This window comes from Streptomyces sp. NPDC090022, from assembly GCF_044748145.1.
Lineage (GTDB): Bacteria > Actinomycetota > Actinomycetes > Streptomycetales > Streptomycetaceae > Streptomyces.
The window spans coordinates 1-22,961 of record NZ_JBIVFN010000027.1 but is presented as its reverse complement, the minus strand read 5'-3'; the positions used below and the strand labels follow the sequence as shown (position 1 = coordinate 22,961).

General features: G+C 70.8%; 13 protein-coding genes. 5 read left to right on the top strand and 8 right to left on the bottom strand.

The genetic code is table 11. The features are described from left to right. Positions 1 to 707: 707 nt before the first annotated feature. The 3 genes from ACIPXB_RS31295 to ACIPXB_RS31285 form a co-directional block, all read right to left on the bottom strand. The gene (locus ACIPXB_RS31295; RefSeq protein WP_401455318.1) at positions 708 to 1,655 is read right to left on the bottom strand and encodes a transcriptional regulator; all 948 of its coding nucleotides are present in this window, start codon (positions 1,653 to 1,655) and stop codon (positions 708 to 710) included. A 346-nt stretch (positions 1,656 to 2,001) separates the two neighbouring features. After that, complete coding sequence (locus ACIPXB_RS31290) at positions 2,002 to 3,084, bottom strand: transcriptional regulator (protein ID WP_401455317.1); 1,083 nt, start codon at positions 3,082 to 3,084, stop codon at positions 2,002 to 2,004. A 509-nt stretch (positions 3,085 to 3,593) separates the two neighbouring features. Continuing rightward, positions 3,594 to 3,809, bottom strand: coding sequence for an MbtH family protein (locus tag ACIPXB_RS31285; protein WP_401455431.1), 216 nt, complete (start codon positions 3,807 to 3,809; stop codon positions 3,594 to 3,596). 464 nt (positions 3,810 to 4,273) lie between these two features. Here ACIPXB_RS31285 and ACIPXB_RS31280 point away from each other — a divergent pair, with 464 nt between their 5' ends. Continuing rightward, a complete protein-coding gene (locus ACIPXB_RS31280) occupies positions 4,274 to 5,071 on the top strand; it encodes an alpha/beta fold hydrolase (RefSeq protein ID WP_401455315.1) in 798 nt (265 codons plus the stop codon). Between the two features lie 30 nt (positions 5,072 to 5,101). Beyond that, complete coding sequence (locus ACIPXB_RS31275; RefSeq protein WP_401455313.1) at positions 5,102 to 7,039, top strand: ABC transporter ATP-binding protein; 1,938 nt, start codon at positions 5,102 to 5,104, stop codon at positions 7,037 to 7,039. 180 nt (positions 7,040 to 7,219) lie between these two features. Here ACIPXB_RS31275 and ACIPXB_RS31270 read toward each other — a convergent pair whose 3' ends face one another. Next, entirely contained in the window at positions 7,220 to 8,692 is a 1,473-nt protein-coding gene (locus ACIPXB_RS31270; protein WP_401455311.1) for an amino acid adenylation domain-containing protein, read from the bottom strand. 272 nt (positions 8,693 to 8,964) lie between these two features. On the opposite strand from ACIPXB_RS31270, the gene sbnA reads away from it, so the two are divergent. Both sbnA and sbnB read left to right on the top strand, forming a co-directional pair. Further along, a complete protein-coding gene (sbnA, locus tag ACIPXB_RS31265; protein WP_401455308.1) occupies positions 8,965 to 9,951 on the top strand; it encodes a 2,3-diaminopropionate biosynthesis protein SbnA in 987 nt (328 codons plus the stop codon). Continuing rightward, positions 9,948 to 10,973: a 2,3-diaminopropionate biosynthesis protein SbnB gene (gene sbnB, locus ACIPXB_RS31260; protein WP_401455306.1), complete on the top strand. Its 1,026-nt coding sequence runs from the start codon at positions 9,948 to 9,950 to the stop codon at positions 10,971 to 10,973. The genes sbnA and sbnB overlap by 4 nt, the downstream gene beginning before the upstream one ends. 78 nt (positions 10,974 to 11,051) lie before the next feature. Here the strand turns inward: sbnB and ACIPXB_RS31255 are convergent, their stop codons facing one another. The 3 genes from ACIPXB_RS31255 to ACIPXB_RS31245 all read right to left on the bottom strand — a co-directional run bounded on the left by ACIPXB_RS31255 (position 11,052) and on the right by ACIPXB_RS31245 (position 16,241). Then, complete coding sequence (locus ACIPXB_RS31255; RefSeq protein ID WP_401455305.1) at positions 11,052 to 13,502, bottom strand: aminotransferase class I/II-fold pyridoxal phosphate-dependent enzyme; 2,451 nt, start codon at positions 13,500 to 13,502, stop codon at positions 11,052 to 11,054. After that, the gene (hppD, locus tag ACIPXB_RS31250) at positions 13,502 to 14,515 is read right to left on the bottom strand and encodes a 4-hydroxyphenylpyruvate dioxygenase (RefSeq protein WP_401455303.1); all 1,014 of its coding nucleotides are present in this window, start codon (positions 14,513 to 14,515) and stop codon (positions 13,502 to 13,504) included. Before hppD ends, ACIPXB_RS31255 begins: the two co-directional genes overlap by 1 nt. A gap of 142 nt (positions 14,516 to 14,657) precedes the next feature. Continuing rightward, the gene (locus ACIPXB_RS31245) at positions 14,658 to 16,241 is read right to left on the bottom strand and encodes an MBL fold metallo-hydrolase (protein WP_401455302.1); all 1,584 of its coding nucleotides are present in this window, start codon (positions 16,239 to 16,241) and stop codon (positions 14,658 to 14,660) included. Positions 16,242 to 16,937: 696 nt separating this feature from the next. On the opposite strand from ACIPXB_RS31245, the gene ACIPXB_RS31240 reads away from it, so the two are divergent. Further along, complete coding sequence (locus ACIPXB_RS31240; RefSeq protein WP_401455299.1) at positions 16,938 to 17,954, top strand: pyridoxal-phosphate dependent enzyme; 1,017 nt, start codon at positions 16,938 to 16,940, stop codon at positions 17,952 to 17,954. A gap of 30 nt (positions 17,955 to 17,984) precedes the next feature. On the opposite strand, the gene ACIPXB_RS31235 is transcribed toward ACIPXB_RS31240, so the two are convergent. Further along, the coding region (locus tag ACIPXB_RS31235) for an amino acid adenylation domain-containing protein (protein ID WP_401455296.1) at positions 17,985 to 22,961 on the bottom strand (4,977 nt) is incomplete at its 5' end.

Genomic DNA, 22,961 nt, shown 5'->3' with positions numbered 1-22,961 from the left:
CGTAGTCCCGCCCGGGTGTGGCGGCGACGGACGGGGGCCGGCGGCTCCGTCGGCCGGGTCGGCCCACCACTCACAAAAGCCCCGTTCGTCACCATGTGGTCAGCCTCCGTCGATCGTCGCTCCCGAGCGATCCGCCCGGCGGACCTGCCCTTCCCGCTCCCTTCGAGCGGTGAGGTGTCCGGCTCAAGGCCCCGGCCCGAACAGCGGCAGCCAGTGCGTCACGCGGCCGCGCACGGCGCGGTGCGGGCGGATTCCGAGGGGCGCCATGGCGGGTACTTCCTTCCTTGCCCGGAGGACATTCGCAGCCTTTCGCCGATCAAGCTATTGATCATCTGGTCGCACTGTCATCACGCCCAGGATGTAACTCCCGAGGACGACAGACCCTGACGCCCCGGTCCGGACCGGAATGAAGCCGTCAGTCGAGCGAATGGGCCGAGCAGGCCCCGCGATTCGGTTTTCCGAGCCTTCGATCCGGACGCTTCGTCATAACGGCCCCGCTCCCGTATTCGCTCGGCGACCGTGTGCCCGCGCCTCGCGCGGTCGGCGAAAGGGCCACGGCCGGACGGCGGGCTGCCACGGCCGTTCGGCGAGAAATACGGGAGCAGGGCCCCGAGTGGAATGCACACCCACGCGGTGGGTGCCGATGCCAGGGCCGGCCCTGCGGGCAGCGGGCCGCAGGGCCGGCCGGACCGGCTCAGGTCATGCCGTCAGCTGGCCGCCCGGTGCCCCGCCGACTGGGCCGCCTCGTCCAGCTCCCGCGCGAACTCCATCCAGGTCTCGGCGCACTGCCGCGCGAGGTCCACCACCAGGGCGCCGCAGTGCGTCGGCACCACGGTGACCAGTTCGGACCAATCCCGGGTTCCGATGGCGTTCTGCTGGAGCATGCGCAGCAGTTGCCGCCCCTCCTGCTTGTGCCGCAGCGACGGGTCCTGCAACAGCTTCTCCACGACGACGGCCGGCTGGGGCGGTGCCGAAGGCATCCTCCGTACGGCGGACTTCGGCTTGCCGGCCGGGGCCGCTTCGCCGGCACCGGTCGCCTCGGCTGCAGCGGGCGACTGTCCCGATGCGAGCCGCTTGCGGACGTCGCTGACCGTGGCCGGTGAGATGCCCGCGCGGCGCGCGACCTCGCGCAGGGAGATCATCGGGTTCTCGGCGATGATCTCGGCGGCCCGCCTCCTGCCCTCCGTGCTGTTCAACGGGCGGACCTTGCCGTCGAGTCCGACACGTTCGGCCGGCTGCTGCCCCGGATCGGTCATCTCCCGCCGGATGTTCGCCACGGTCCGCGCTCCGAGCCCAACGGACCGGGCGATGGCCCGGTCCGAACTCCGGGGATGGGAACGGATGATGCGTTCCGCGGCCGCACGCCGGTCCGCGTGCGAGAGCGGAAGGCCGTGCGCGATGTTCGCCTCGACGGCACGCCGGAACGCTTCTTCGGCGGTGCCCTCGAAGAACTCGACGGCGATCGACTCCTGGCCCTTGATGGTGGCGGCCATCAGGCGGTGCATGCCGTCGATCACGCGCATGGAGCGGCGATCGACCAGGATCGGGGGCAGCGGGGCGTCGAGCTCCGCGAGTCTGGCGATGTGGCCGACGTCCTTGCCCTGCGACCGCGGGGAGTCCCCGGGGAGAAGCAGCGCGATGGGCACGGTCACCACGTGCGGGAGGGTACTGCCGGTCACGGCTGGGGACTTCGAACCGCCGGCTTCGGTATCCATGCCGTCGGATGGGCGGGCATAGGTCTTGCTCACAGTGTTTTTCACCCCGTTGAATAGCTTTTCCACACCTGCTGCTCGAGCAGGCTGTTCACGGCCCTGGAACCGATCACAGGCCGACGGTGCGGGTCCCCTCCCGCAGCTCCGTCCCGCTCGATCCGGCACTCGGGCAGCCGTCGGACGCGTATGCCCCCCGTCCGTGGGGCTGCCCCTACACGAACGCTCTCCCTTTCGTCGAGAGCGCCGCTCCAGGTTGCGATCAAATCACATTCAAGATCACCTCGATGCGTCAGATCACCCTGCCACCCGCGCTGACCTGCTGCATCGGCGTACCCGCCCTACCTTCTGGGCGGATGCTCTCGTCCAGTTCCTGCGCGAATTCCATCCAGGTCTCCGCGTACTGGTGCGCGAGGCTGACGACGAGGCCGCGGCAGTGCGAGGGCACGGCTGCGGCCAGCTGCGCCCACGCCTGGTTGCCGAGGGCGCCCTGCTGGAGCAGGCGCAGCAGGTGGCGCCCTCCCTCCTTGTGACGCAGGGAAGGGTCACGCACCAGCTTGTCCATCAGCGAGACGGGGTCGAGCTGCGCCAGCCGCGCCTTGCGAACGGGCCGCGGCCGGGACACGGGCTCGGAGGCGGACGGTACGACCCCGTCCGCCTCCGGCGGGACGGCAACCGGCCTGGGCTCCGCCACGGGCGGCTGTCCGGCCAGCAGGCGCTTGCGGACGTCGCTCACCGTGGCGGGCGAGATACCGGCATGCCTCGCCACTTCGCGCAGGGAGGCTTCCGGATTCTCGGCGATCAGTTCGGCCGCCCTCCTGCGGCCCTCGGCACTGCTCAGCGGCCGGACCCTGCCGTCCTGTCCGACCCTGACGGCGGGCTGGCCGGCCTCGCCGGCAGAAGCCCGGCGGATCACGGCCACCGACTTGGCGCCGAGGCCCGAGGCCCGGGCGATGGCGCGGTCCGACATGTGCGGGTGCGCCTCGATGATCCGCGCGGCGGCGGCCCGGCGGTCCTTCTGGGAGAGCGGAAGGCCGTGCGTCACGTTCGCCTCGACGGCCCGGAGGAACGCCTCCTCGGGAGTGCCGTCGAAGAGCTCCGCCTCGATCACTTCCTGGCCCCTGAGGCAGGCGGCCAGCAGACGGTGCATTCCGTCGATCACGCGCATGGTGCGGCGGTCCACGAGGATGGGGGGCAGCGGTGCGTCAAGCTCCGCCAGCCGGGTCACGTGCTCCGTGTCCTGCCCGTCCAGGCGGGGCGACTCCCCGGGAACGAGCAGGGCGATGGGCAGGGAGACGATCTGTCTTCCGCGGGTATCAGAGGCCGTGGCGGTTCGGCCAGGATCGCCGGCCGAACCGAGTCCTACGGAATCCATCCCACCGTCGTCGGCCGGACTCATTCTCGTATCCCCCCTGGATAGACAGATCTTCTCCGCGACGAGGACTCAAGCCCCCAGCGCCGTCGAACGTCCGGTCGTCAGCGGCGTCGGGCGTGCGACGGCAACGCGCGAATTTGCCATGCCCTCGACAAACACGCAGCTTGCAGGTAAGCCAAACCTCACCTAACCCCCGAGTCACGCGACCACCATGCGGACTTCGGTCATGGTTACTCGGGAGTCAGGGCAGTGTCGAGTCTTGATCACTCAAAACTTGAGGGCCGAATGACCTTCGAATCGCAGCCTCAGACGCTCCAAAGGTTACGTTCGAATGAAAATGGCCAAAGGAAACGGATCACGCCACTGACGGGCGTTCAACTGCCTCCACGCACCGGTTGAACGGCGCTCCGCACGGCGTGGCCGCCGGCCACGCGGGCGGCCCCGCCTCGTGCCCCTCATGCCGATGCCGCCGGCCATCCGTAGATGGCCGGCGGCATCGGCACGACGGGCTACTTCTGCGCCGCCATCGCCTCGATCAGGCTCTTGGGTCGCATGTCGGTCCAGGATCCCTCGATGTAGTCGAGGCACTCCTGACGTCCCGCCTTGCCGAAAACCGACTCCCAGCCTTCGGGCACGTCGACGAAGACGGGCCACAGCGAGTGCTGCCCCTCCTCGTTGACCAGGACCAGGTACTCGGCATCGGGGTCCTCGAACGGATTCGTCACCACGCCGTCCTTTCTTGGGTACATGGGCTGCATCGCATCGGTGGCGCGCTCCCGGGCAGTTCACCCGGCACCGCCCTTCCGCCGGTGGCCGTCCGGCGCGGCGCCGGGCCTCCTGGGGGCCACTATGGCCCGAAGCCCTGTCGGCGCGTCAACCGGGCCCGGACAGTCCCCCAAAGAGCTGTTCAACTGCCCCTGCGCCCCGGTTGAACAGGGTCGCGGCGCCCGGGCGGCAGGGACCCGACCCGCCCTTGATCGACGCGTCGGCCCGGTGCATCGTGAACGCTGCGACGCCGTCAGCCGCGCCGTGCCCGCCGGCGGCGACCGCCGGCCGGGAACGCCCATGCCCTCACGGCCGCAGCCGCGTCCGCATATCTCCGGCTCCGGACAGTCTGCCCCCGGACCGCTTGCCCCGACTTCCAGGAGGCCGTCTTGCCCATGCCCACCGCCCCCGAGGGAGCTCCGCCGTGCCGTTCGTGAGCGCCAACGGGATCCGGCTCTCCTACCAGCGATCAGGCCGGGGGGAGCCGGTGCTCCTCATCATGGGCTCCGGGGCCGCAGGCCGCGTGTGGACGATGCACCAGACGCCCGCTCTCCACCAGGCCGGCTACGAGACGATCGTCTTCGACAACCGGGGCATCGCCCCCTCGTCCGCTCCGCCCGGCGACTACTCGCTCGCGGACATGACCGCCGACACGCTCGGACTGATCGAGGCACTGGACATCGGGCCGTGCCGCATCGTCGGCACTTCGATGGGCGCCATGATCGCCCAGGAACTCGCCCTCGCCCGGCCGGATCTGGTGCGCTGCGCCGTCCTCATGGCGACACGGGCCCGCTCCGACGCCACGCGGCGGATGCTGCTGGCGGCCGACCGCGAGCTGCGGAACGCGGGCATCACCCTTCCGCCCAAGTACGCGGCCGTGCGCACCGTGCTGGAGATGCTGTCCCCGACCACGCTCAACGACGAGAGCGCGGCTTCCGGGTGGCTGGAGATCTTCGAGCTGACCTCGGGCCAGTCCGCCTCCGGGCAGGACTCGGTCGACACGGTCGGCGACCGCCGTGAGGCGCTGCGCGGCCTCACGGTGCCGTGCCGGGCGATCGCCTTCTCCGACGACCTGATCTGTCCCCCGCACCTGGTCGCCGAGGTGGCGGACGCCATCCCGGACTGCGACTACGTGGAAATCCCCGGCTGCGGCCACCTGGGAAACCTGGAGAACCCGGACGCGGTGAACACCGCGGTCATCGAGTTCCTCGGAAAGTTCTGACCGCACTCACCGACACGAAGGACGTTTCCCATGGCAAGGAGCGCCGGCGGGGCCGCAGACCGGGCACGGCTACGGTTCGACGACGACTCGATCACCAGCCGGCGGATCAAGCAGGGGACGTTCCGGCGCATCCTGCCCTACGCCCTGTCCTACCCCTGGCCCGTGGCCCTGCTGCTGGTCAGCACGGTCGTCGACGCGGTGGTCACCGCCGCCGGCCCACTGGTCCTGAAGATGGTCATCGACGACGGCATCCTCCCCGGCAGGACCGGCACGGTGGTCTGGCTCTGCCTGGGGGTGACCAGCCTGGCGCTGGTCGAGGGCGCCGCCATGTACGCGCAGGCGTGGGCCTCCGGCCGGATCGGCGAAGGCGTCGTGCACGACCTGCGCAACAGGGTGTTCACGCACGTCCAGAAGCAGTCGCTGACGTTCTTCACCCGCGCCCAGACCGGAGCGCTGGTCAGCCGACTGAACACCGACGTCGTCGGGGCGCGGCAGGCCGTGACCGTCCTGCTCTCCCAGTCGCTCTCCGTCCTTCTCTCGCTGGCCCTGGTGCTGGCCGCGATGTTCTACCTGTCCTGGCAGATCACCCTGGCCGCACTGGCGATGATCCCGCTCTTCCTGCTCCCGGCCCGACTGGTCGCAGGCCGGCTCCAGCGCATCACGCGGGAGCGAATGGAACTCGACGGCGACATGAGCTCCCTGATGAGCGAGCGGTTCAACGTCTCGGGCGCCATGCTCGCCAAGCTCTACGGGCGTGCGGAGGACGAGTCGGCCCTGTTCTCCCGGAAGGCGGGCCGGATCCGCGACATCGCCGTGCTGGGCGTCGTCTACGGACGGATCCTCGGCATCGTCGGCACCGTACTCACGGCGATCACCACCGCCCTGGTCTACGGACTGGGCGGGGTCCTCACCATCAACGGCACCCTGGCGCTGGGCACCCTGGTGGCCATGGTGGCCCTTCTGCTACGGCTCTACGGCCCGGTCAACCAGCTCTCCACCATGCACGCGACGGTGATGACGGCTCTGGTCAGCTTCGACCGGGTCTTCGAGATCCTGGACCTCCAGCCGCATATCGCGGAGCGGCCCGGCGCACGGCACCTGGCCGACATCCGGGCGGCACACGAGAGCGGCGACGCGCCGGACATCACGTTCAAGGGGGTCAGCTTCCGCTACCCCAGCGGTGACGAGGCCGCACTCGCCTCCCTCGGACCGGCGTCCGCCCGCCGGTCCGAGGAACCGTCCGCCACGTGGACCCTGCGCAACCTGGACTTCCACGTGCCGGCCGGAAAGCTGACCGCGCTGGTCGGGCCCTCGGGCGCGGGGAAGACCACCATCACCCAGCTGGTGCCCCGGCTCTACGACCCGGACGAGGGCTCCGTCCACATCGACGGCCAGGACGTCAGGGACCTCACACTGCAGTCGCTGCGCGACACGATCGGTGTGGTCACCCAGGACGCCCACCTGTTCCATGACACGCTGCGGGCCAACCTGGAGTACGCCCGGCCCGGTGCGAGCGAACAGGAGCTGATCGACGCCTGCGAGGCGGCACTGATCTGGGACACCGTCCGAGCCCTCCCCGACGGCCTCGACACCATGGTCGGCGACCGCGGTTACCGGCTCTCCGGCGGCGAGAAGCAGCGGATCGCCCTGGCCAGACTGCTGCTCAAGGCACCCCCGGTCGTCGTCCTCGACGAGGCCACCGCACACCTCGACTCGGATTCGGAGGCGGCGATCCAGCGTGCGCTCAAGACCGCGCTGGCCGGGCGCACGTCGCTGGTGATCGCCCACCGGTTGTCCACGATCCGCGAGGCCGACCAGATCCTGGTCGTCGAGGCGGGGCGGATCCGCGAGCAGGGCACGCACGAGGAGCTGCTGGCCGCCGATGGCCTGTACGCAGCCCTGTACCGCACCCAGTTCGCGCAGAACGATCCGCTGGAGGAGCCGGCGCTCAGCCCCGATCAGCACTGACACGGCTCCCGCAACGAAAGAGGTGCCGTCCACCGCTCGGACCGGTGGACGGCACCTCTTTCGTTGTGGGGGGGGGGCGGTTCCGAGCCCGGGTGCCGGGCGACGGGCCGGCGCGGGCGCCTGGCCGCCCCTGCCAACTGAGCAGGTGCGCCAGTTGAACAGCCTGCGGGCGCCCGTGGCCTAGCGCCCCCGGGCGAAGTCGTGCACCACCACCGCGGCCGCTCCGACGGACGGGTGACGCTGCAGGACCGCCTCGATCTCACCGAGTTCCATCCGGACTCCCGCGATCTTGACCTGCCGGTCCACGCGGCCGAGGTACTGCAGGGCGCCCTGCGGAAGGACCGTCACGGCGTCACCGGTGCGGTAGAGCCGCCCGGTCGGCGTGTCACCGAACGGGTCGCGGAAGAACGCGCTGCGGGTCCGGTCGTGGTCGTGGACGTAGCCGCGGCCCACGCAGACCCCTCCGACGAACAGCTCCCCCGTCTCCCCGGGCTCGCAGGCGTGCCAGCCGTCGTCCTCGTGTCGCAGGACGTACAGCCGGCTGTTGACGACCGGGGTGCCGATGGGCAGGCGCAGCAGGTCGAGGTCCTCGGGGAGCACCGTGTGGTGGGTGACGTCGTCGGAGCACTCCGTCGGGCCGTAGGCGTTCACCAGGCCGGCCTGGGGCATCTCCCGGAGCCAGCGGCGGGCCACCTCGGCCGGGAGCTCCTCTCCGGTGGCGAGCATCCACCTGAGGCCCTCCAGGCGGTCCGCCGTCGGGGTGGCGCCCAGGTCGTCGAGCAGCAGGCGCACCATCGTGGGCACCAGTTCGACGACGGTGACGCCCTGGTCGCCGATCAGCCGGGCGAACGCCACTGAATCGTGCGCCGTGGCGTCGTCGACCACGCTGACCTCACCGCCCACGACCAGCGGGCACAGCATCTGCCAGATCGAGATGTCGAACCCAAGCGGTGCGGTCTGGGCGACCACGTCGCGCTCGGTCAGCTCGAGGTCGACGACCTTGGCGAAGAGGTGGTTGAGCATCCCCTGGTGTTCCACCACCGCTCCCTTGGGCCTGCCGGTGGAGCCGGAGGTGAACAGCACGTACCGCGGCTGGCCGGGGGACTCCAGCCGCGCCGGCCCCTGCCACGGTTCGCACGAAGTGGCCTCGGCCGCGCTGACGAGCCGTACGCCGGCCTGCCGCGCGCCCTCGGCGAGAGAGGACGCGACCGCCTCGCCGCCGGTGCCGAGCAGCATCACGGCCCGGGCCTGTCCGATGACGTCGGCCACCCGCTGGGCCGGCCAGTTGCCGTCGGCGGGGAGGTAGAGCGCACCGAGGAGTTCGGTGGCGAGGAAGGCCGCGACGACGGTGGCACCGCGTTCGCCGCCGACCGCGACGACGGTACCGGCAGTGACGCCCTCCCGCTCCATCAGGGTGGCCAGACGCCGTGCCTCCAGGGCCAGTTCGGCGTACCCGAGCCGACGGTGGGTGTCCCTGACCGCCGGCCGGTCACCGTCCCGGGCGAACCGCTCGACCCTGGTTATCACGGCGTCCGCGAGGTCTGCCGGGTGGTCGCGGGTGGCTGCCAGCCTGCGGGCGCGCCGGACTTCAGCCGGGGAGATCGCCAGTTCCGGCAGCTCGGAGGTGCCGAGCAGGCCATCCACGATCGTCATGAATCCGCTCCTTGTGATCGGCATTAATAGCCGCTATTGACTGTTCAGGGAATAGCCGGATCTTGCAGGCCAACTTTCCCTCCAGTACGGTAATCCATGCCATGGCGATCAGGTACGGCTTTTATCGCCCGATGGAAGACACTGCGGAGTAGCAGTGGACAACGGCAGTCGACGCCCGATCAGGTCTGCAAAACATTTCCTGAGGCGCATGCCGGGCCTATTCCCCACCACTTCCACATCCATTACCCGTCCTGCAGAGGGTGTCCGGCACCGTGCCCATCATCAGCTCCCCTCATGAATTCAATGTCGAGGACCTATACATAGATCTGCGCAGGGTGAACGACACTCCGCTGTACCTGAAGTGCGAGGGGTTCAACTTCGCGGGGTCCATCAAGCTGAAGGCCGCCGCTGAAATGCTCGACGCAGCGGAGGCCGGCGGTCTGATCGGCCCGGACTCGGTCCTGGTCGAGTCGTCCTCGGGCAACCTGGGCGTCGCGCTGGCGATCATCGCGGCCGACCGGGGCTACCGCTTCATCTGCGTGACCGACCCCCGTTGCAATCCCACCACCCTGCGGCTGATGCGCTCGCTGGGCGCGGACGTCCGGGTGGTCTCGAAACAGGATGCCAACCTGGGGTACCTCCACAGCCGGATCCAGTACGTCCGCGACCTGTGCGCCCGCGACGACCGCCACGTGTGGCTCAACCAGTACGCCAACCCCAACAACTGGCGGGCGCACTACGAGCACACGGCGCCGGAGATCGAGCGCAGCTTCCCCGGTCTGGAGGTGCTGTTCGTCGGCGCGGGCACCACGGGCACGCTGATGGGCTGCGCACGCTACTTCAAGGAACGTCGCAGGCCCGTCACGATCGTGGCCGTCGACGCGGTCGGCTCGGTCACCTTCGGTGGTGCCCCGGAGCGCCGGGTGGTTCCCGGCCTGGGCACCAGCACGCGCCCGGAACTGGTCGACGAGAGCTGGATCGACGACGTCGTACACGTCTCCGAGGTCGACACCATCCGCGTCTGTCACAGCCTCGCGGCCCGGGGATTCCTGCTCGGCGGGTCGACCGGGACGGTGGTGAGCGGCGCCTCCCGCTGGCTGGGCGAGAAGTACCCGGGGGAGGACCCGGTGGCCGTCGCCATCTCCCCCGACCTGGGCGAGCGCTACCTGACCTCCGTCTACGACGAGGGCTGGCTCCGCGAACACTTCGGCCAGGCCAACCTGTTCACCGACATCGACGACTGGAGCCCACACCCATGACCCAGCCCCCCTCGTTCTCCGTCATCTCCGGCGCGCAGGTCGTCGACGTCCTGCGCGGCCGCGAGAAGCAGGTGACCGCCATGGTCGAGCAGGCGTACCGCCTGCACGGGCAGGGGATGACGGTGAACCCGGACTCGTACTTCCTCCGCTTCCCCGAGCGGCCGTCCTCCCGGATCATCGCGCTGCCCGCCTCGGTCGGAGGCGACGTGGACGTGCACGGCATCAAGTGGATCTCCTCGTTCCCCGAGAACGTCGCGGCCGGCATTCCCCGGGCCTCCGCTGTGCTCGTCCTCAACGACACCACGACCGGCTACCCGCTGGCCTGCCTGGAGAGTTCCGTCATCAGCGCGTCGCGGACCGCTGCCTCGGCGGCGTTGGCGGCGGTGACGGTCGCCGACAGGCGTGGTGTGACGCCGCGCCGGATCGGCTTCATCGGGGTCGGGCTGATCGCCCGGTACCTGCACAACTACCTGGTGGCCAACGGCCTGGACTTCGACGCGGTCGGTGTCTTCGACCTGGCGCGGGAGCACGCGGAGGGCTTCGAGGAGTACCTGACCCGGTCCGGCGCCGGGCCGGTGACGATCCACGACAGCGCCGCGTCACTCATCGCCGGGTCGGAACTGATCGTGCTGGCCACGGTGGCGGGCGAACCGCACATCCTCGACCCGGGACTGTTCGCGCACAACCCCCTGGTCCTGCACGTCTCGCTGCGTGACCTCTCACCCGAGATCATCCTGTCCTCCTACAACCTCGTCGACGACATCGACCACTGCCTGAAGGCCGACACCTCCCCGCACCTGGCGGAGCAGCGGACCGGCAACCGGGACTTCGTCGACGGCACGCTCTACGACCTGCTGGAGGGGCGCACCACTCCCCCGGCCGACCGGCCCGTCGTGTTCTCCCCGTTCGGCCTGGGCGTGCTCGACCTGGCCGTGGCCAAGTACGTCTACGACGAGGTCGGCGCGGCCGGCACGTTGCAGACCGTCCCCGGCTTCTTCCACGAGATGAAGCGCTACGGCTGAACCGGTCCACCCCACGGAGCACGAAGGGCCCGCCTGTCCAAGGCGGGCCCTTCGTGGTGGTGCCGAGCACGGCCGCGATCAGGGCCGGCTTCCCGCCCGGGACCGCACGAAGGCGGCCAGCCGCTCGATGCCCTCGGCGATCCGGGCGGGCGTCAGATAGCTGATGGAGAGCCGCAGGCCGTGTTCTCCGCCGCCCTGCGGATGGAAGTAGGACATGGGCGTCCAGATGACTCCGAACTCCTCCGCGCAGGTTTCCAGGGCCGCGTCGTCCGCGACGAACGGTACGTCGACGGCCAGGAAGAAGCCTCCGCTCGGCTCGTTCCACCGGATGCCCAGTGCCGACCGCTCCTCCTCGGGGAAGCACCGGTCGAGCTCCCGCAGGGTGACCCGCATGGCCTCCCCGTAGTGGGCGGCGGTTCCGGCGTTGAGTTCCGAGGTCCGCCCGTTCGCTGCGAGCAGCATGCCGGCCACCACGGCCTGGCTGAGCGGGGAGGTGTTCACCGTCACCATGGATTTGATCCTGGTGAGTTCGTCCGCGAGCAGCCCGGTGGATCCGTCGGCGCCGACGACGACCTGGTCGGCGACGACGTAGCCCACCCGTGCTCCCGGGAAGAGCGTCTTGGAGAGCGAGCCCAGGTGGACGACGCGGCGCTCGCGGTCGAGCGACTTGAGAGTCGGGAGTTGCCGGCCCGGGCTCACCGCTCGGTAGGGGCTGTCCTCCAGGATCAGGATGCCGTGGCGGGCCGCCAGGTCGAGCAGCTCCAGGCGCTGCTCCAGCGGCATCGTCGTACCGGACGGGTTGGAGTGGTCCGGGACCACGTAGAACACCCGGGGCCGGCGCCCGCGGGCCCGCTCGGCGAGTATCGCCGCCTCCAGGTCGGCACAGCGGAATCCGCCGTCAGCCTCCTCGACGGCGGTCGGCACGATGTCGAACAGCCTGGCCGCCCCGGTGATGCCCACGTAGCAGGGGCTGGAGACCAGCAGTACGTCCTCGGGGCCGGCGATGAGCGCCCGGACCGCCAGGAGCATCGCCTCCTGGGCGCCGACGGTGACCACGACGGACTCCGCGGGCACGTCCGTGTCCTCGTCCACCCGCAGCGTGTCGGCGATCAGCTCACGGATCTGGCCGGCCGTCGGGCCGTACTGGAAGAGGGCCGAGCGGATCTCGCCGGGAGACGCCCCGCCCTCGGCCAGGTGGTCCAGGTAGCGGCGCAGGTGGGTGAAGACCTGTTCGGTCTCGAAGAAGCCCGCGTAGGGCCGGCCGGGCGCGAAGGAGATCGCGTCCGGGTACCGGTGGGTGATCTCGTTGAGGAAGTTCATCGTGTCGAGCACCGGGTCGGAGACGCTGCCGTGCAGGTCGTCCCTGCGCAGGTCCGCCGTCGGGGCGCCCGCCGGCCCGGCGTCCCCGCCGAGGGCTGCGCCCGTCGGCCGGAGCCTGCGCGGCGGCGTCCCGGCGGGCGGCTCCGACAGGCCCGGCAGCGCGACCAGCTCCGGCCGCGCATCGGTGACGGCGGCCGTGCCCGTGAGCGTCAGCGCCTCCGTGAGTTCCCCGGTCACGAGGTCCAGGAGGTGCTCCACGCCCTGCTCGCCGTTCACGGCCAGCCCGTGGAGGACGGGTCGCCCGAGGAGCACGGCGTCGGCCCCCAGGGCCAGCGCGGCGAGGACGTCCGTACCGCGGCGCACCCCGCCGTCGAGGAGCAGCGGAACAGCGCCCGAGACCGCCCGCGCGATCTCCGGGAGCACCTCCAGTGCCGCCGGGGCTCCGTCCAACTGCCGGCCGCCGTGGTTGGACACCACGATGCCATCGGCGTCGGCGGCGAGCGCCAGTCGGGCGTCGGAGCCGGTGAGGACGCCCTTGACCAGTACCGGCAGGGAGCTGACGGACCGCAGCCAGGCGACCACCGACCAGTCGAGGGACGGGTCGAACTCGGTGCGGGCGTGCGCGCTGGGCGAGGAGAAACCCGTGCCCTCCAGGTTGGCCGGGGCGACACCGGCCGGCAGCCGGAAGCCGTTGCGCAGGTCGCGCAGCCGACGGCCGAGGTGCGGGGCGTCCACGGTGAGCACCAGCGCCTCGAAGCCGGCCCTCTCGGCGCGCTCGACGAGGGCACGCGTCGTGGCGCGGTCGCGGAAGCAGTACACCTGGAGCCAGAGCGGTGCGGTGGCGGCTGCGGCGATGTCCTCGAAGGTCCGGCTCGCGAAGGAGCTGACGACGAGGGCGCCGGCCCGTGCGGCGCCCCGGGCGGTGGCCACTTCGCCGTCCGGGTGGGCCAGCGTGTGGTAGGCCATCGGCGCGACACCGAACGGCACCGGCCAGGTCCGTCCGAGGATCTCGGTGCCGGTCGCGGGCTCGCCCGCGCCGGTCAGCACCCTGGGGCGCAGCCGCAGGCGGTCGAACGCCGCCAGGTTGGCCTCGAGCGTACGCTCGTCCCCGGCGCCGCCCGCGATGAAGTCCCACACCCCTGGGTCGAGCCGCCTCCGTGCCAGGGCCTCGTAGTCGGCTGGTGTCAGCGGTCCGTTGAGGGCGTCCATCAGGAGGACAGCCGGTCACGCTCGACGGCCTCGTACAGGGCCCGGATGTTGGCGCTGCCGAACCCGCGTGAGCCATGGCGCTGGATGAGCTCGAAGAAGAGGGTGTTGCGCTCGTAGGGGGAACGGGTGAACAGCTGGAGCAGGTGGCCCCACTCGTCGCGGTCGGCCAGCACCTGCGCCTTGCGCAGGTCGGCCACCTGTTCCGCCATACCGTCGAACCGCTCGGCCAGCAGGTCGTAGTACGTGTCGGGGGTGTTGAGGAACTCCACCCCGCGGCCCCGGGACTCACCGACCGCGGAGATGATGTCGTCGACGAGGAAGGCGAGGTGCTGTACGCCCGGGCCGTCGTTGCGCTCCAGGAACGCGTCGAGCTGGCCGGGCTCCTTGGCCGGGTCCGGCGCGACGAGGGTGAAGGTGACCCGGCCGGATGCGCTGCGCACCACGACGGAGTCCATCGCCTGACCGCCGACGGCCACGTACTCCGAGGAGTAGCGGGAGAATCCGAAGGCGTCCCGGTAGTAGTCGGCGTACCCCTGGAGGGTGCCGCCCGCGAGGCAGATCGCGACGTGGTCGAGCAGCCGGATCCGGGACGGCTCGGTGGAAGGCGCCGCCGGGCTCGGGGTCCACCGGCGTCCGTCGGGCACCACGTCGCCGGGCACCGCCGGGAGCAGGGTGTGCGTGACGTCGCCGAAGCCCGACACCATGACGTCGCCGCGCGGGCCCGCGATCGGCTGCGCTCCGGCTGCCACCGCCCGCTCGGCGGCCGCTGCCGGGTCCTCGCAGGTGAAGGCGATGTCCGCGATGCCGTCGCCGTGGTTGTCGAGGAACTTCCAGACGCCGCGGCCCGACGTCACCACGAGCCGCACGTCGCCCTGGCGCAGCAGTATGGAGCTCCGGTCGACCTCGACCGAGTCGGCGACCCTGGTGAAGCCCAGGGCCGAGACGAAGTGGTCGATGGTGGAGACCGCGTCCGACGCGAACAGTTCGACATACGCGATGTCCTGCACAGCCATGGTGCTTCCTGCCTCCTGAACGGCCTGTGGCCGGTGGTGTTTCGTGGGTGTCGTGGGCTTCACGGGTCCGGGGCGGGACCGCCGGTCCGTACGTGACGGATCCGTTGGTCCCGCCCCGACAGGCCCTACCGGTCGCGGGCCGCTACCAGCGCCATTCCTGCTGCTTGAAGAGGTGGCCGGCCTTGATGTTCCGGTCCTTGCACCAGGTGAGGAACTCCTCGATCTGCTTGATCTGGTAGGTGTCCGGGGTGTAGGTGGTGGCCATGACGTGGCCCAGCCAGTCCTCCTCGCCCATGGCGTACACGTACGCCTCCTGGGCGCCCAGCTCGGTCATGATGGCGGCGGCCTGCTCCGCGTTGGATCCGGAGAGCTTGCGCGAGTTGCTCATCTTCTTGGTGACCGGGATGGTCAGCAGCGCCTGGTAGAGCCAGGTCAGGGGCGCGCCGTCGCACTCCATGCCGAGGAAGGCGATGTCGGCGGTGCCCAGGTGGTTCTTGATGTAGCGGTAGAGGGACGGCTCGATGCCCGAGGAGTCGGCACCGATGAAGACCTTCTTGCCGGCCAGCTCGGCCCAGTACGTCGACTTGGCACGGATGTCCAGGTCGCAGTGCTCGCCGAGGAACGGCGTCGCGGTGATCTTGCCGCCGGGGAACTCCACCTCGTCGAAGTCGTCGACCTCGATCACGTTGAAGCCCTGGTTCCGCAGCATCAGCGCCATGGACGGGTCGCAGAGGTTGCCGCGCGAGGAGCGCGGGACCACGATCGCACCGAGGCGGCCGCGCAGCTGGAGCAGCGTCTCGAAGACGATGTGGTCCTGGTGTCCGTGGGTGATCAGTACCAGGTCGATGTAGTCGGGCAGGTCATCCAGCGTGTAGCGGTCACCCGCGGTGCTGTCGGCGCTGATGAACGGGTCGGTGACGATGGCGGCCTCGGGCGTCTGCAGGACCAGACAGGCGTGCCCGAAGTAGCGGATGCGACCGCCGTTGTCGATGTGGCGGTCCTCGGCGAGGCTCGGGCGGTCGCTCAGCATGCCGGCCAGCTGGGCGGCCTGGGCGTCGTCGAGCTCCAGGGCCTCGCGCAGGTGGGCGAGGGTGGTTCCGTGCACGCGGGCCCGGAACAGCTCGGTGAGGCCCTCGTGGCGGAACGGGATGTCCAGCTCGAGGACGTCCGGCGAGGGCAGGCGCGGGGTGCTGAGGATGAACGGGCGCTCGATGCCGGTCTCGAAGGAAAGCTGGACCGACTGGCGCGACTCGTCGTAGACCTTGCTCTTGTAGACCACCGGCTCCATGAAGCGCATCTGCGCCTGGTTGTCGGTGTCGTAGGCGAGTTCTATGAGTCCGCCGAGTTCGGCGGGCATCTTCGGGTAGAGCGGGGTCAGGTCGAAACCGGTCGCGTTCGCCCGCAGGATCTCCTGACCGGCCGCGATGGCCTCGGCGAAGCGCAGCATGTCGGCCCGGTCCCGCTTGATCGCGGCGACCAGGTCACGGACCTCGTCGGCCCGCGACTCCGGGATGTTGACGAAGTAGCCACCGCGCAGCTCCGGGTTCACGCTGGCCGCGACGTGCACCTGCGGGGACTGCAGGTACGACTCGAGAAGCGGCAGCTGAAGGAAGGCGAGGTTCATCGCCGCCTGTACCGGTGCCACGGTGTAGGGCCAGGCGAAGAACCTGTCCACCAGTGGTTCGATGATGGCCTTCGATCGCAGGAAAACCCGCTCGTCGGACATCTGCACCTCTCTCTCCAGAAGAAAGCAAAACGAATTGACCAACGGCCGGCTGTCGCTCTCGGAATTTGATGCGTCCAGCCGGACAGCCGTTGAATGACGACCAGAGAGAATCAGCCAGGACCCGCAGCCCACGAAGCCGAAAATCCGCCTCCGCCCTGCCGCACAGGAATCACCGGACACAGAGCGCTCTCGTGATTCAGGATGACCCCTGGCGACCTGGTGGATCAATACTCAAAGGCCGGGTACAGCCGTTGAACGCGGACGGGCGGCTCCAGCGCGCGTGCGGGGCGGTGCTCCGGCCGCCGCCCTGTGCAACTGCGTCGGTGCGGCGGTTGAACGGCTCCGTGGTCCGTGGAGGGAACGACCGTCGGACGGCGGTCGCCGCGACGCCGGTACGGGACCCGCCGGCGCCGCCGACGAGGTGCTCGGCGGCCTCCCGGGCCGCGAAGGACGCCGCCGGGCAGCGTTGAACAGTTGTCGGATCGCAGTGAATTGTGGTCCGCAGGGCAGCCGCTGCCGCCCTTTTTCCGAACCTTTCGGACCGTTAACCCTCCCTGTAAGGATGACGGACGTTTCCGCACTGTCCGCGGACATCATTCGAGGAGGTCCCGATGCTCGATACATCGACATGGAAGAAGTACGCCGGACCGGACGCCCGAAATCCAATCGGCGCCCTGGAGGCAAAGGAGAAGAAGAATGTCTGAACACCCTACCGGAACGTCCTCCGCCCTGCGGACGGAATCCCGCCTCGAACGCGCCGACGTCGAACGTGCGGCACGTGAACTCGCCGGCCGGATCTGGCGCACTCCGGTCCTGCGAAGTGACGCGCTCGACGACATCGCCGGTGCGCGGCTGTGGCTCAAGGCCGAGAACCTCCAGCGCGGCGGGTCGTTCAAGGTCCGCGGCGCCCTGCTGGCCGTCGACGAACTGGCCCGTGCCGGAAGCCGGGGACTGATCGCCCAGAGCACCGGCAACCACGCGATCGCGGTCGCCCTCGCGGCCCGCGCCCACCGGCTGCCGGCCACGCTCGTCCTGCCCTCCGACGCGCCTCCGGCCAAGATCCAACGGATCCGGGAGAGCGGCGCCGAAGTGATCACCGCGGGAACCCTGCTGGCCGAACGGCTCGCCGTCGTCGCGGAGATGCAGCGGGAGCGCGGCTACGACACGGTCGACCCCTACGAGAACCCGAGGGTCGTGCTCGGGCAGGCCACCGCCACCGCCGAACTGCTCGGCCAGGTCGCGAGCGAGGGTGCCCGGCTGGACGCCGTCGTCGTCCCCGTCGGCGGGGGCAGCGCCGTCGCCGGCGCCGGCCTGGCGGCCTCCGGGTCCGGGACCGAGGTGGTCGGTGCGGAACCCGAGGCCGTGCCGGCGCTCACGGCCGCGCTCCGCGCGGGCGGGCCGGTGACCGTCCCCGCTCGTCACACCGTCGCCGACGGGCTCCGCCCCGACCGGATCGGCACGCTGCCCTTCGACCTCGCCCGGCCGGTGGTGACCTCGGTGGTCACCGTCCGCGAGGCCGCCATCATCGACGCCCTCCGGGCCGCGTTCGTGCACGCCCGGCTCGTTGTCGAACCGGCCGCGGCCACCGCCCTCGCCGCCGCTCTGGCCCATGCGGCTGACCACGGCGACGACGTCGGTGTCCTGCTGAGCGGCGGGAACGTCGAGCCGGGCCTGGTCTCCTCGGTGCTCGACGGGAGGAGCAGCCCCCTCTAGGACCGCTCCGCGCCGCTCCCCTTCAGGGCGTCAGTCCTCCCATCCCAGCCAGGCGGCCACCTCGGCCCAGACCAGGCCGAGGTTCTCCGGCTTCGCGAGGTCGTAGTGCGTGCACGGCACACCCGCCTCCGACACCACGCCGGTCACATGAGGCGCCCACCGGTGGGCGGTCGGTCCCTCCTCTTCGCGGCCGTTCCTGGCGACGACGAGGAGAGCGTCTCCGTCGAACCGCCCGTGCACGTGGGTGGCCCGGATCCGGCGGCCGTTGTGCAGCACTCGTGCGAAGCTCCGGTACTCGTCGTCGGTGATCGCGCCCAGGACTCCGCCCGCCTCCTTTCGCACCAGCTCGGCCAGTTCGTCGATCGCGGCCTCCGGGTCGAGGTCCGGCTCCTGTTCCGCCGACGCCTTCTCCGCCTCGTGGTCCCACGGGTACTGGTCGAGCAGCACCAGCGCCCCGACCTCTTCTCCCGCCGCCTGCAGCTGGACGGCGATCTCATGGGCGATCACGCCTCCATAGGACCAGCCCATCAGGCGGTACGGGCCGCTCGGCTGCACCGACCGCATTCGGGCGATGTAGTCGGTCGCCATGTCGCTGATGGATGCGGCAACCGGGGACGTGCCGTCCAACCCCCGGGCCTGCAGGGCGTAGAGCGGCACGTCTTCCGGCACGTACCGCACCAGCGGCATGTAGCACCAGCTCACGCCACCCGCCGGATGGAAGCAGAAGAACGGCGGCTGCTCCCCCTGTTCCCGGATCGGCAGCAGCACGTCCAGCGCGTCCCGCACGGACGACAGGCTCATCCGCTTCAGGAGCCCCGACACGGTCGGTGCCGCGAACAGGTCGCGCACCGCGATCGCCACGCCCCGTTCCCGCAGCTGCTCCACCAGGCGGACCGCGAGCAGCGAGTGCCCGCCGAGGGCGAAGAAGTCGTCGTCCACGCCCACGCTCTCCAGGCCGAGGACCTCCGCGAACGCGGCACCGACGTTCGCCTCGAACGAGGTGACCGAGTGGTGCGCTTCCTCACGCATCTCGACTTCCGGCACCGGCAGGGCCTTGCGGTCCAGCTTGCTGTTCGGCATCAGCGGCAGCTTCTCGATCACCACCACCGCGGAGGGCACCATGTAACCCGGCAGCCGGTCCTGCGCCACCGCGCGCACCGCCTGTCCGAGGTGGCCCAGCTCGTCCTGCGGGAGACCGCGGTTCGGCACCACGTACGCCACCAGCCGCTGGTCACCGGGGATGTCCTCGCGCACCAGCGCCACGGCCTGTGCGACCGAGGGATGCCCGGCGACCACCGCCTCGATCTCCCCCAGCTCCACCCGGAAGCCGCGCACCTTCACCTGTTCGTCCGAGCGCCCGACGTACTGCAGGTCACCGTCCGCGGTCCAGCGCACCACGTCGCCCGTCCGGTACATCCGTTCGCCCACGCCACCGAACGGGTCCGCCACGAAGCGGCCGGCGGTCAGCGCCGGGCGGCCCAGGTAGCCGCGGGCCACGCTGCGGCCCGCGATGTAGAGCTCGCCGGCCACTCCCACCGGCACCGGCGCCATCCGGTCGTCCAGTACGTAGACCCTGGTGTTGCCGATCGGGCCACCGATCGAGGTCACGTCCGCCCCGCTGCCCACCAGTTCCTTTCCGGTCGACCAGACCGTGGTCTCGGTCGGCCCGTACAGGTTCGTCAGGGTGGGCGTCCGGGTCAGCAGCGTCCGCGCGAGATCGGCAGGCAGCGCCTCGGCACCGATCATCGCACGGACCCGGCTCCAGTCCACCGGGTCGTCGGCGTCGGCCATCAGGCCCCGCCACAGGCTCGGCGTGGCATGCACGATCGTCGCGCCGGTGTCCCGGATCAGCCCGCGCAGCGCCCACGGGTCGAGCACCTGCTCCTGCGCGGCCAGCACGATCCGGGCCCCGTTCAGCAAGGGCAGGTAGAACTCGAAGCCGGCCATGTCGCAGCCGTGTGTGCTGACCGCCAGCAGCCGGTCCTGGGCGTCGAGCACGAAGCAGTCCTGCATCGCCGTGAGGAAGTTGACGATGGCCCGGTGTTCCACGAGCACGCCCTTGGGGCGCCCCGTGGAGCCGGAGGTGTAGATGACCCACATCGGGTGCTCGGGGCGCAGCGCCGCCGTACGCTCGCCGTCCGCCAGCGGGCCGTCCGCCAGGGCGGCCAGCTCGGCCCCCACCTCGGCGGAGTCGAGCAGTACCAGAGGGACCTCCTCCGCCCGCGGTTCCGCCGCACCGGCCATCAGTCGGCCCTCGGGCTCGACCGGCCGCTCGGCCAGGCTCGCGCTCGTGAGCCGGCACACCGCTCCCGAGTCGGCGATCACGTATGCGATGCGGTCCGCCGGATACGCCGGGTCGATCGGCAGGTAGCACGCCCCCGCCTTGATCACCCCGAGGAGTCCCACCACCAGGTCGACCGTGCGCTCGAAGACCGCCGCGACCACCGACTCCGGGCCGATGCCCCGGCCCACGAGCAGCCGGGCCAGCCGGTTCGCCCTGGCGTCCAGCTCGGCGTAGCTGAGCTCGACGTCCCCCTGCACGAGCGCGATCGCGTCCGGCGTCCGGGCGACCTGCGCCTCGAACAGCTCGACGACCGTCGCGTCGGGCACCGGGATCTCGGTGGCGTTCCATTCCGTGAGGACGCGGCGCCGCTCGTCCGCACCGAGGACGTCCACCGCGCTGAGCCGGACTCCCGGGTCCTCGGCGAGCGTCTCCAGAAGCCCGGCCAGCCGCTCGGCGATGCGCGCGCCGGACTCGGGGTCGAAGAGGTCCGCCGCGGCGATCACGGCGCCGTGCATGCCGGCGGGCCTGCCCTCCGCGTCGTGGACCTCGACCATGCTGACGTCCAGGTCGAACTTGGCGACGGCCTGGCCGGTCGGCAGAGCTGCCGCAGCACTGCCGGAGAGCTCGGTGCCGGACCCTTCCGAAGGCTCCGCACCCGGCTGGTCCTTCGGTCCACCCACGGCGTTCTCCACCAGCAGCATCACCTGGAACAGCGGGTGGCGGGCCATGGAACGGGCCGGAGCCAGCTCCTCGACCAGCTTCTCGAAGGGAACGTCGGGGTGCGCGAGCGCGCCCAGTCCGGACTCCCGGACCCGTCCGAGCACCTCACGGAACGTCGGGTCACTGGACAGATCGGTGCGCAGTACGAACGTGTTGACGAAGTACCCGACCAGGTCGTTCAGCGCCTCGTCGGACCGGCCGGCGAGCGCCGACCCCACGGGCAGATCGGTTCCGGCACCGAGGCGGTTCAGCAGGACGGCGAGGGCGCCGTGCAGGACCATGAACATGGTCACGCCTTCGGCCCGGGCCACCTCGGCGAGACGTGAGTGCAGCTCGGCGGGGATCTCCAGCCGCGTGCGGTGGCCCCGGTGGCTCGCCGTCGCCGGACGCATCCGGTCGGTCGGGAGCTCCAGCTCCTCCGGCACTCCGGTCAGCGCCTCCCGCCAGTAGGCGACCTGGCGGCTGATCAGACTGTCCGGGTCCTCCGTGTCGCCGAGCACCTCGCGCTGCCAGAGCGCGAAGTCCGCGTACTGGACGGGCAGCGGTTCCCACGTGGGTTCCCTGCCCTCGCTGCGCGCCGCGTAGGCGGTGGCCAGGTCACGGGCCAGCGGGTCCCAGGACCAGCCGTCACCGGCGATGTGGTGGACGACGACCACCAGCACGCACGTGTCGGGACCGGTCCGGAAGAGCGAGGCCCGGATCGGGATCTCGGCCGCCAGGTCGAAGCAGTGCTGTTCGGCCTCGGCCATGGCCCCGGCCAGGTCAGCCGGATCGATGTCGGCCGAGTGCAGCGTCCAGTCCACGTCCGCGATGTCGAGGATCCGCTGGTACGGCTCGCCGCCTTCCGCTCCGAACACCGTGCGCAGGACCTCGTGGCGGCCGATGACGTCCCGGAAGGCCGCGTTCAGCGCCTGCGGCTCCGCGTCACCGCTCATGCGGGTGGAGACGGGGATGTTGTAGGTACTGCTGGGCCCGTCCATCTGGTTGATGATCCACAGTCGGCGCTGGCCGTAGGAGAGGGGGAGTCGGTCGGGGCGGGGCATGGGGGTGAGGGCGGCGCGGGCGGTTTCGGCGCCGGCGAGCCGGGCGGCGAGCCCGGCGACGGTCGGCTCCTCGAAGACGGTACGGATCTCGGCCTCGACGCCCAGGACCGTGCGGATCCGGCTGACCAGCCGGACCGCCAGCAGCGAGTGCCCGCCCAGCTCGAAGAAGTCGTCGTCGACGCCCACGCTCTCCAGTCCGAGGACATCGGCGAAGGCCAGGCAGAGCAGTTCCTCCCGCAGGTTCGCGGCACGACGGCCGCTGCCGGCCGAGGAAGCCCCGTACTCCGGGGCCGGCAGGGCCTTGCGGTCGAGCTTTCCGTTCCCGGTCAGCGGCAGACCGTCCAGGACGACCACCGCGGCCGGGACCATGTGCTCCGGCAGACGGCGGCCCACGAACTCCCGCACCGCGGCCGGGAGCCCGTCGGTGTCACCGTCCTCGTCGGACGGCACCACATAGGCCACCAGCCGCAGGTCGCCGGGCGTGTCCTCACGGGCCACCACCGCGGCCTGGTCGATCAGCGGATGCGCGGCGACCCCGGCCTGGACCTCGCCCAGCTCGACGCGGAAGCCGCGGACCTTCACCTGCTCGTCCGCGCGGCCCAGGAACACCACGCGGCCGTCGGCGGTCCAGCGGGCCTGGTCGCCCGTGCGGTACATCCGGGCACCCGGCTCGAACGGGTTCGCGACGAATCGTTCCGCCGTCAGCCCCGCACGCTTCACGTAGCCGCGCGCCAGCTGGACTCCCGACACGTACAGCTCACCCGACACGCCCACCGGGACAGGCCGCAACGCCGCGTCCAGGACGTAGAACCGGGTGTTCGCCACCGGCGTGCCCACCGGCACCAGTCCGGCAGCGGCGTCACCGGCGTCGAGCCGGGTCGTGGCCACGCCGATGGTGGTCTCCGTGGGCCCGTAGTGGTTGAACACCGCGCACTCAGCCGCGTGCCCGACCAGCTCGCT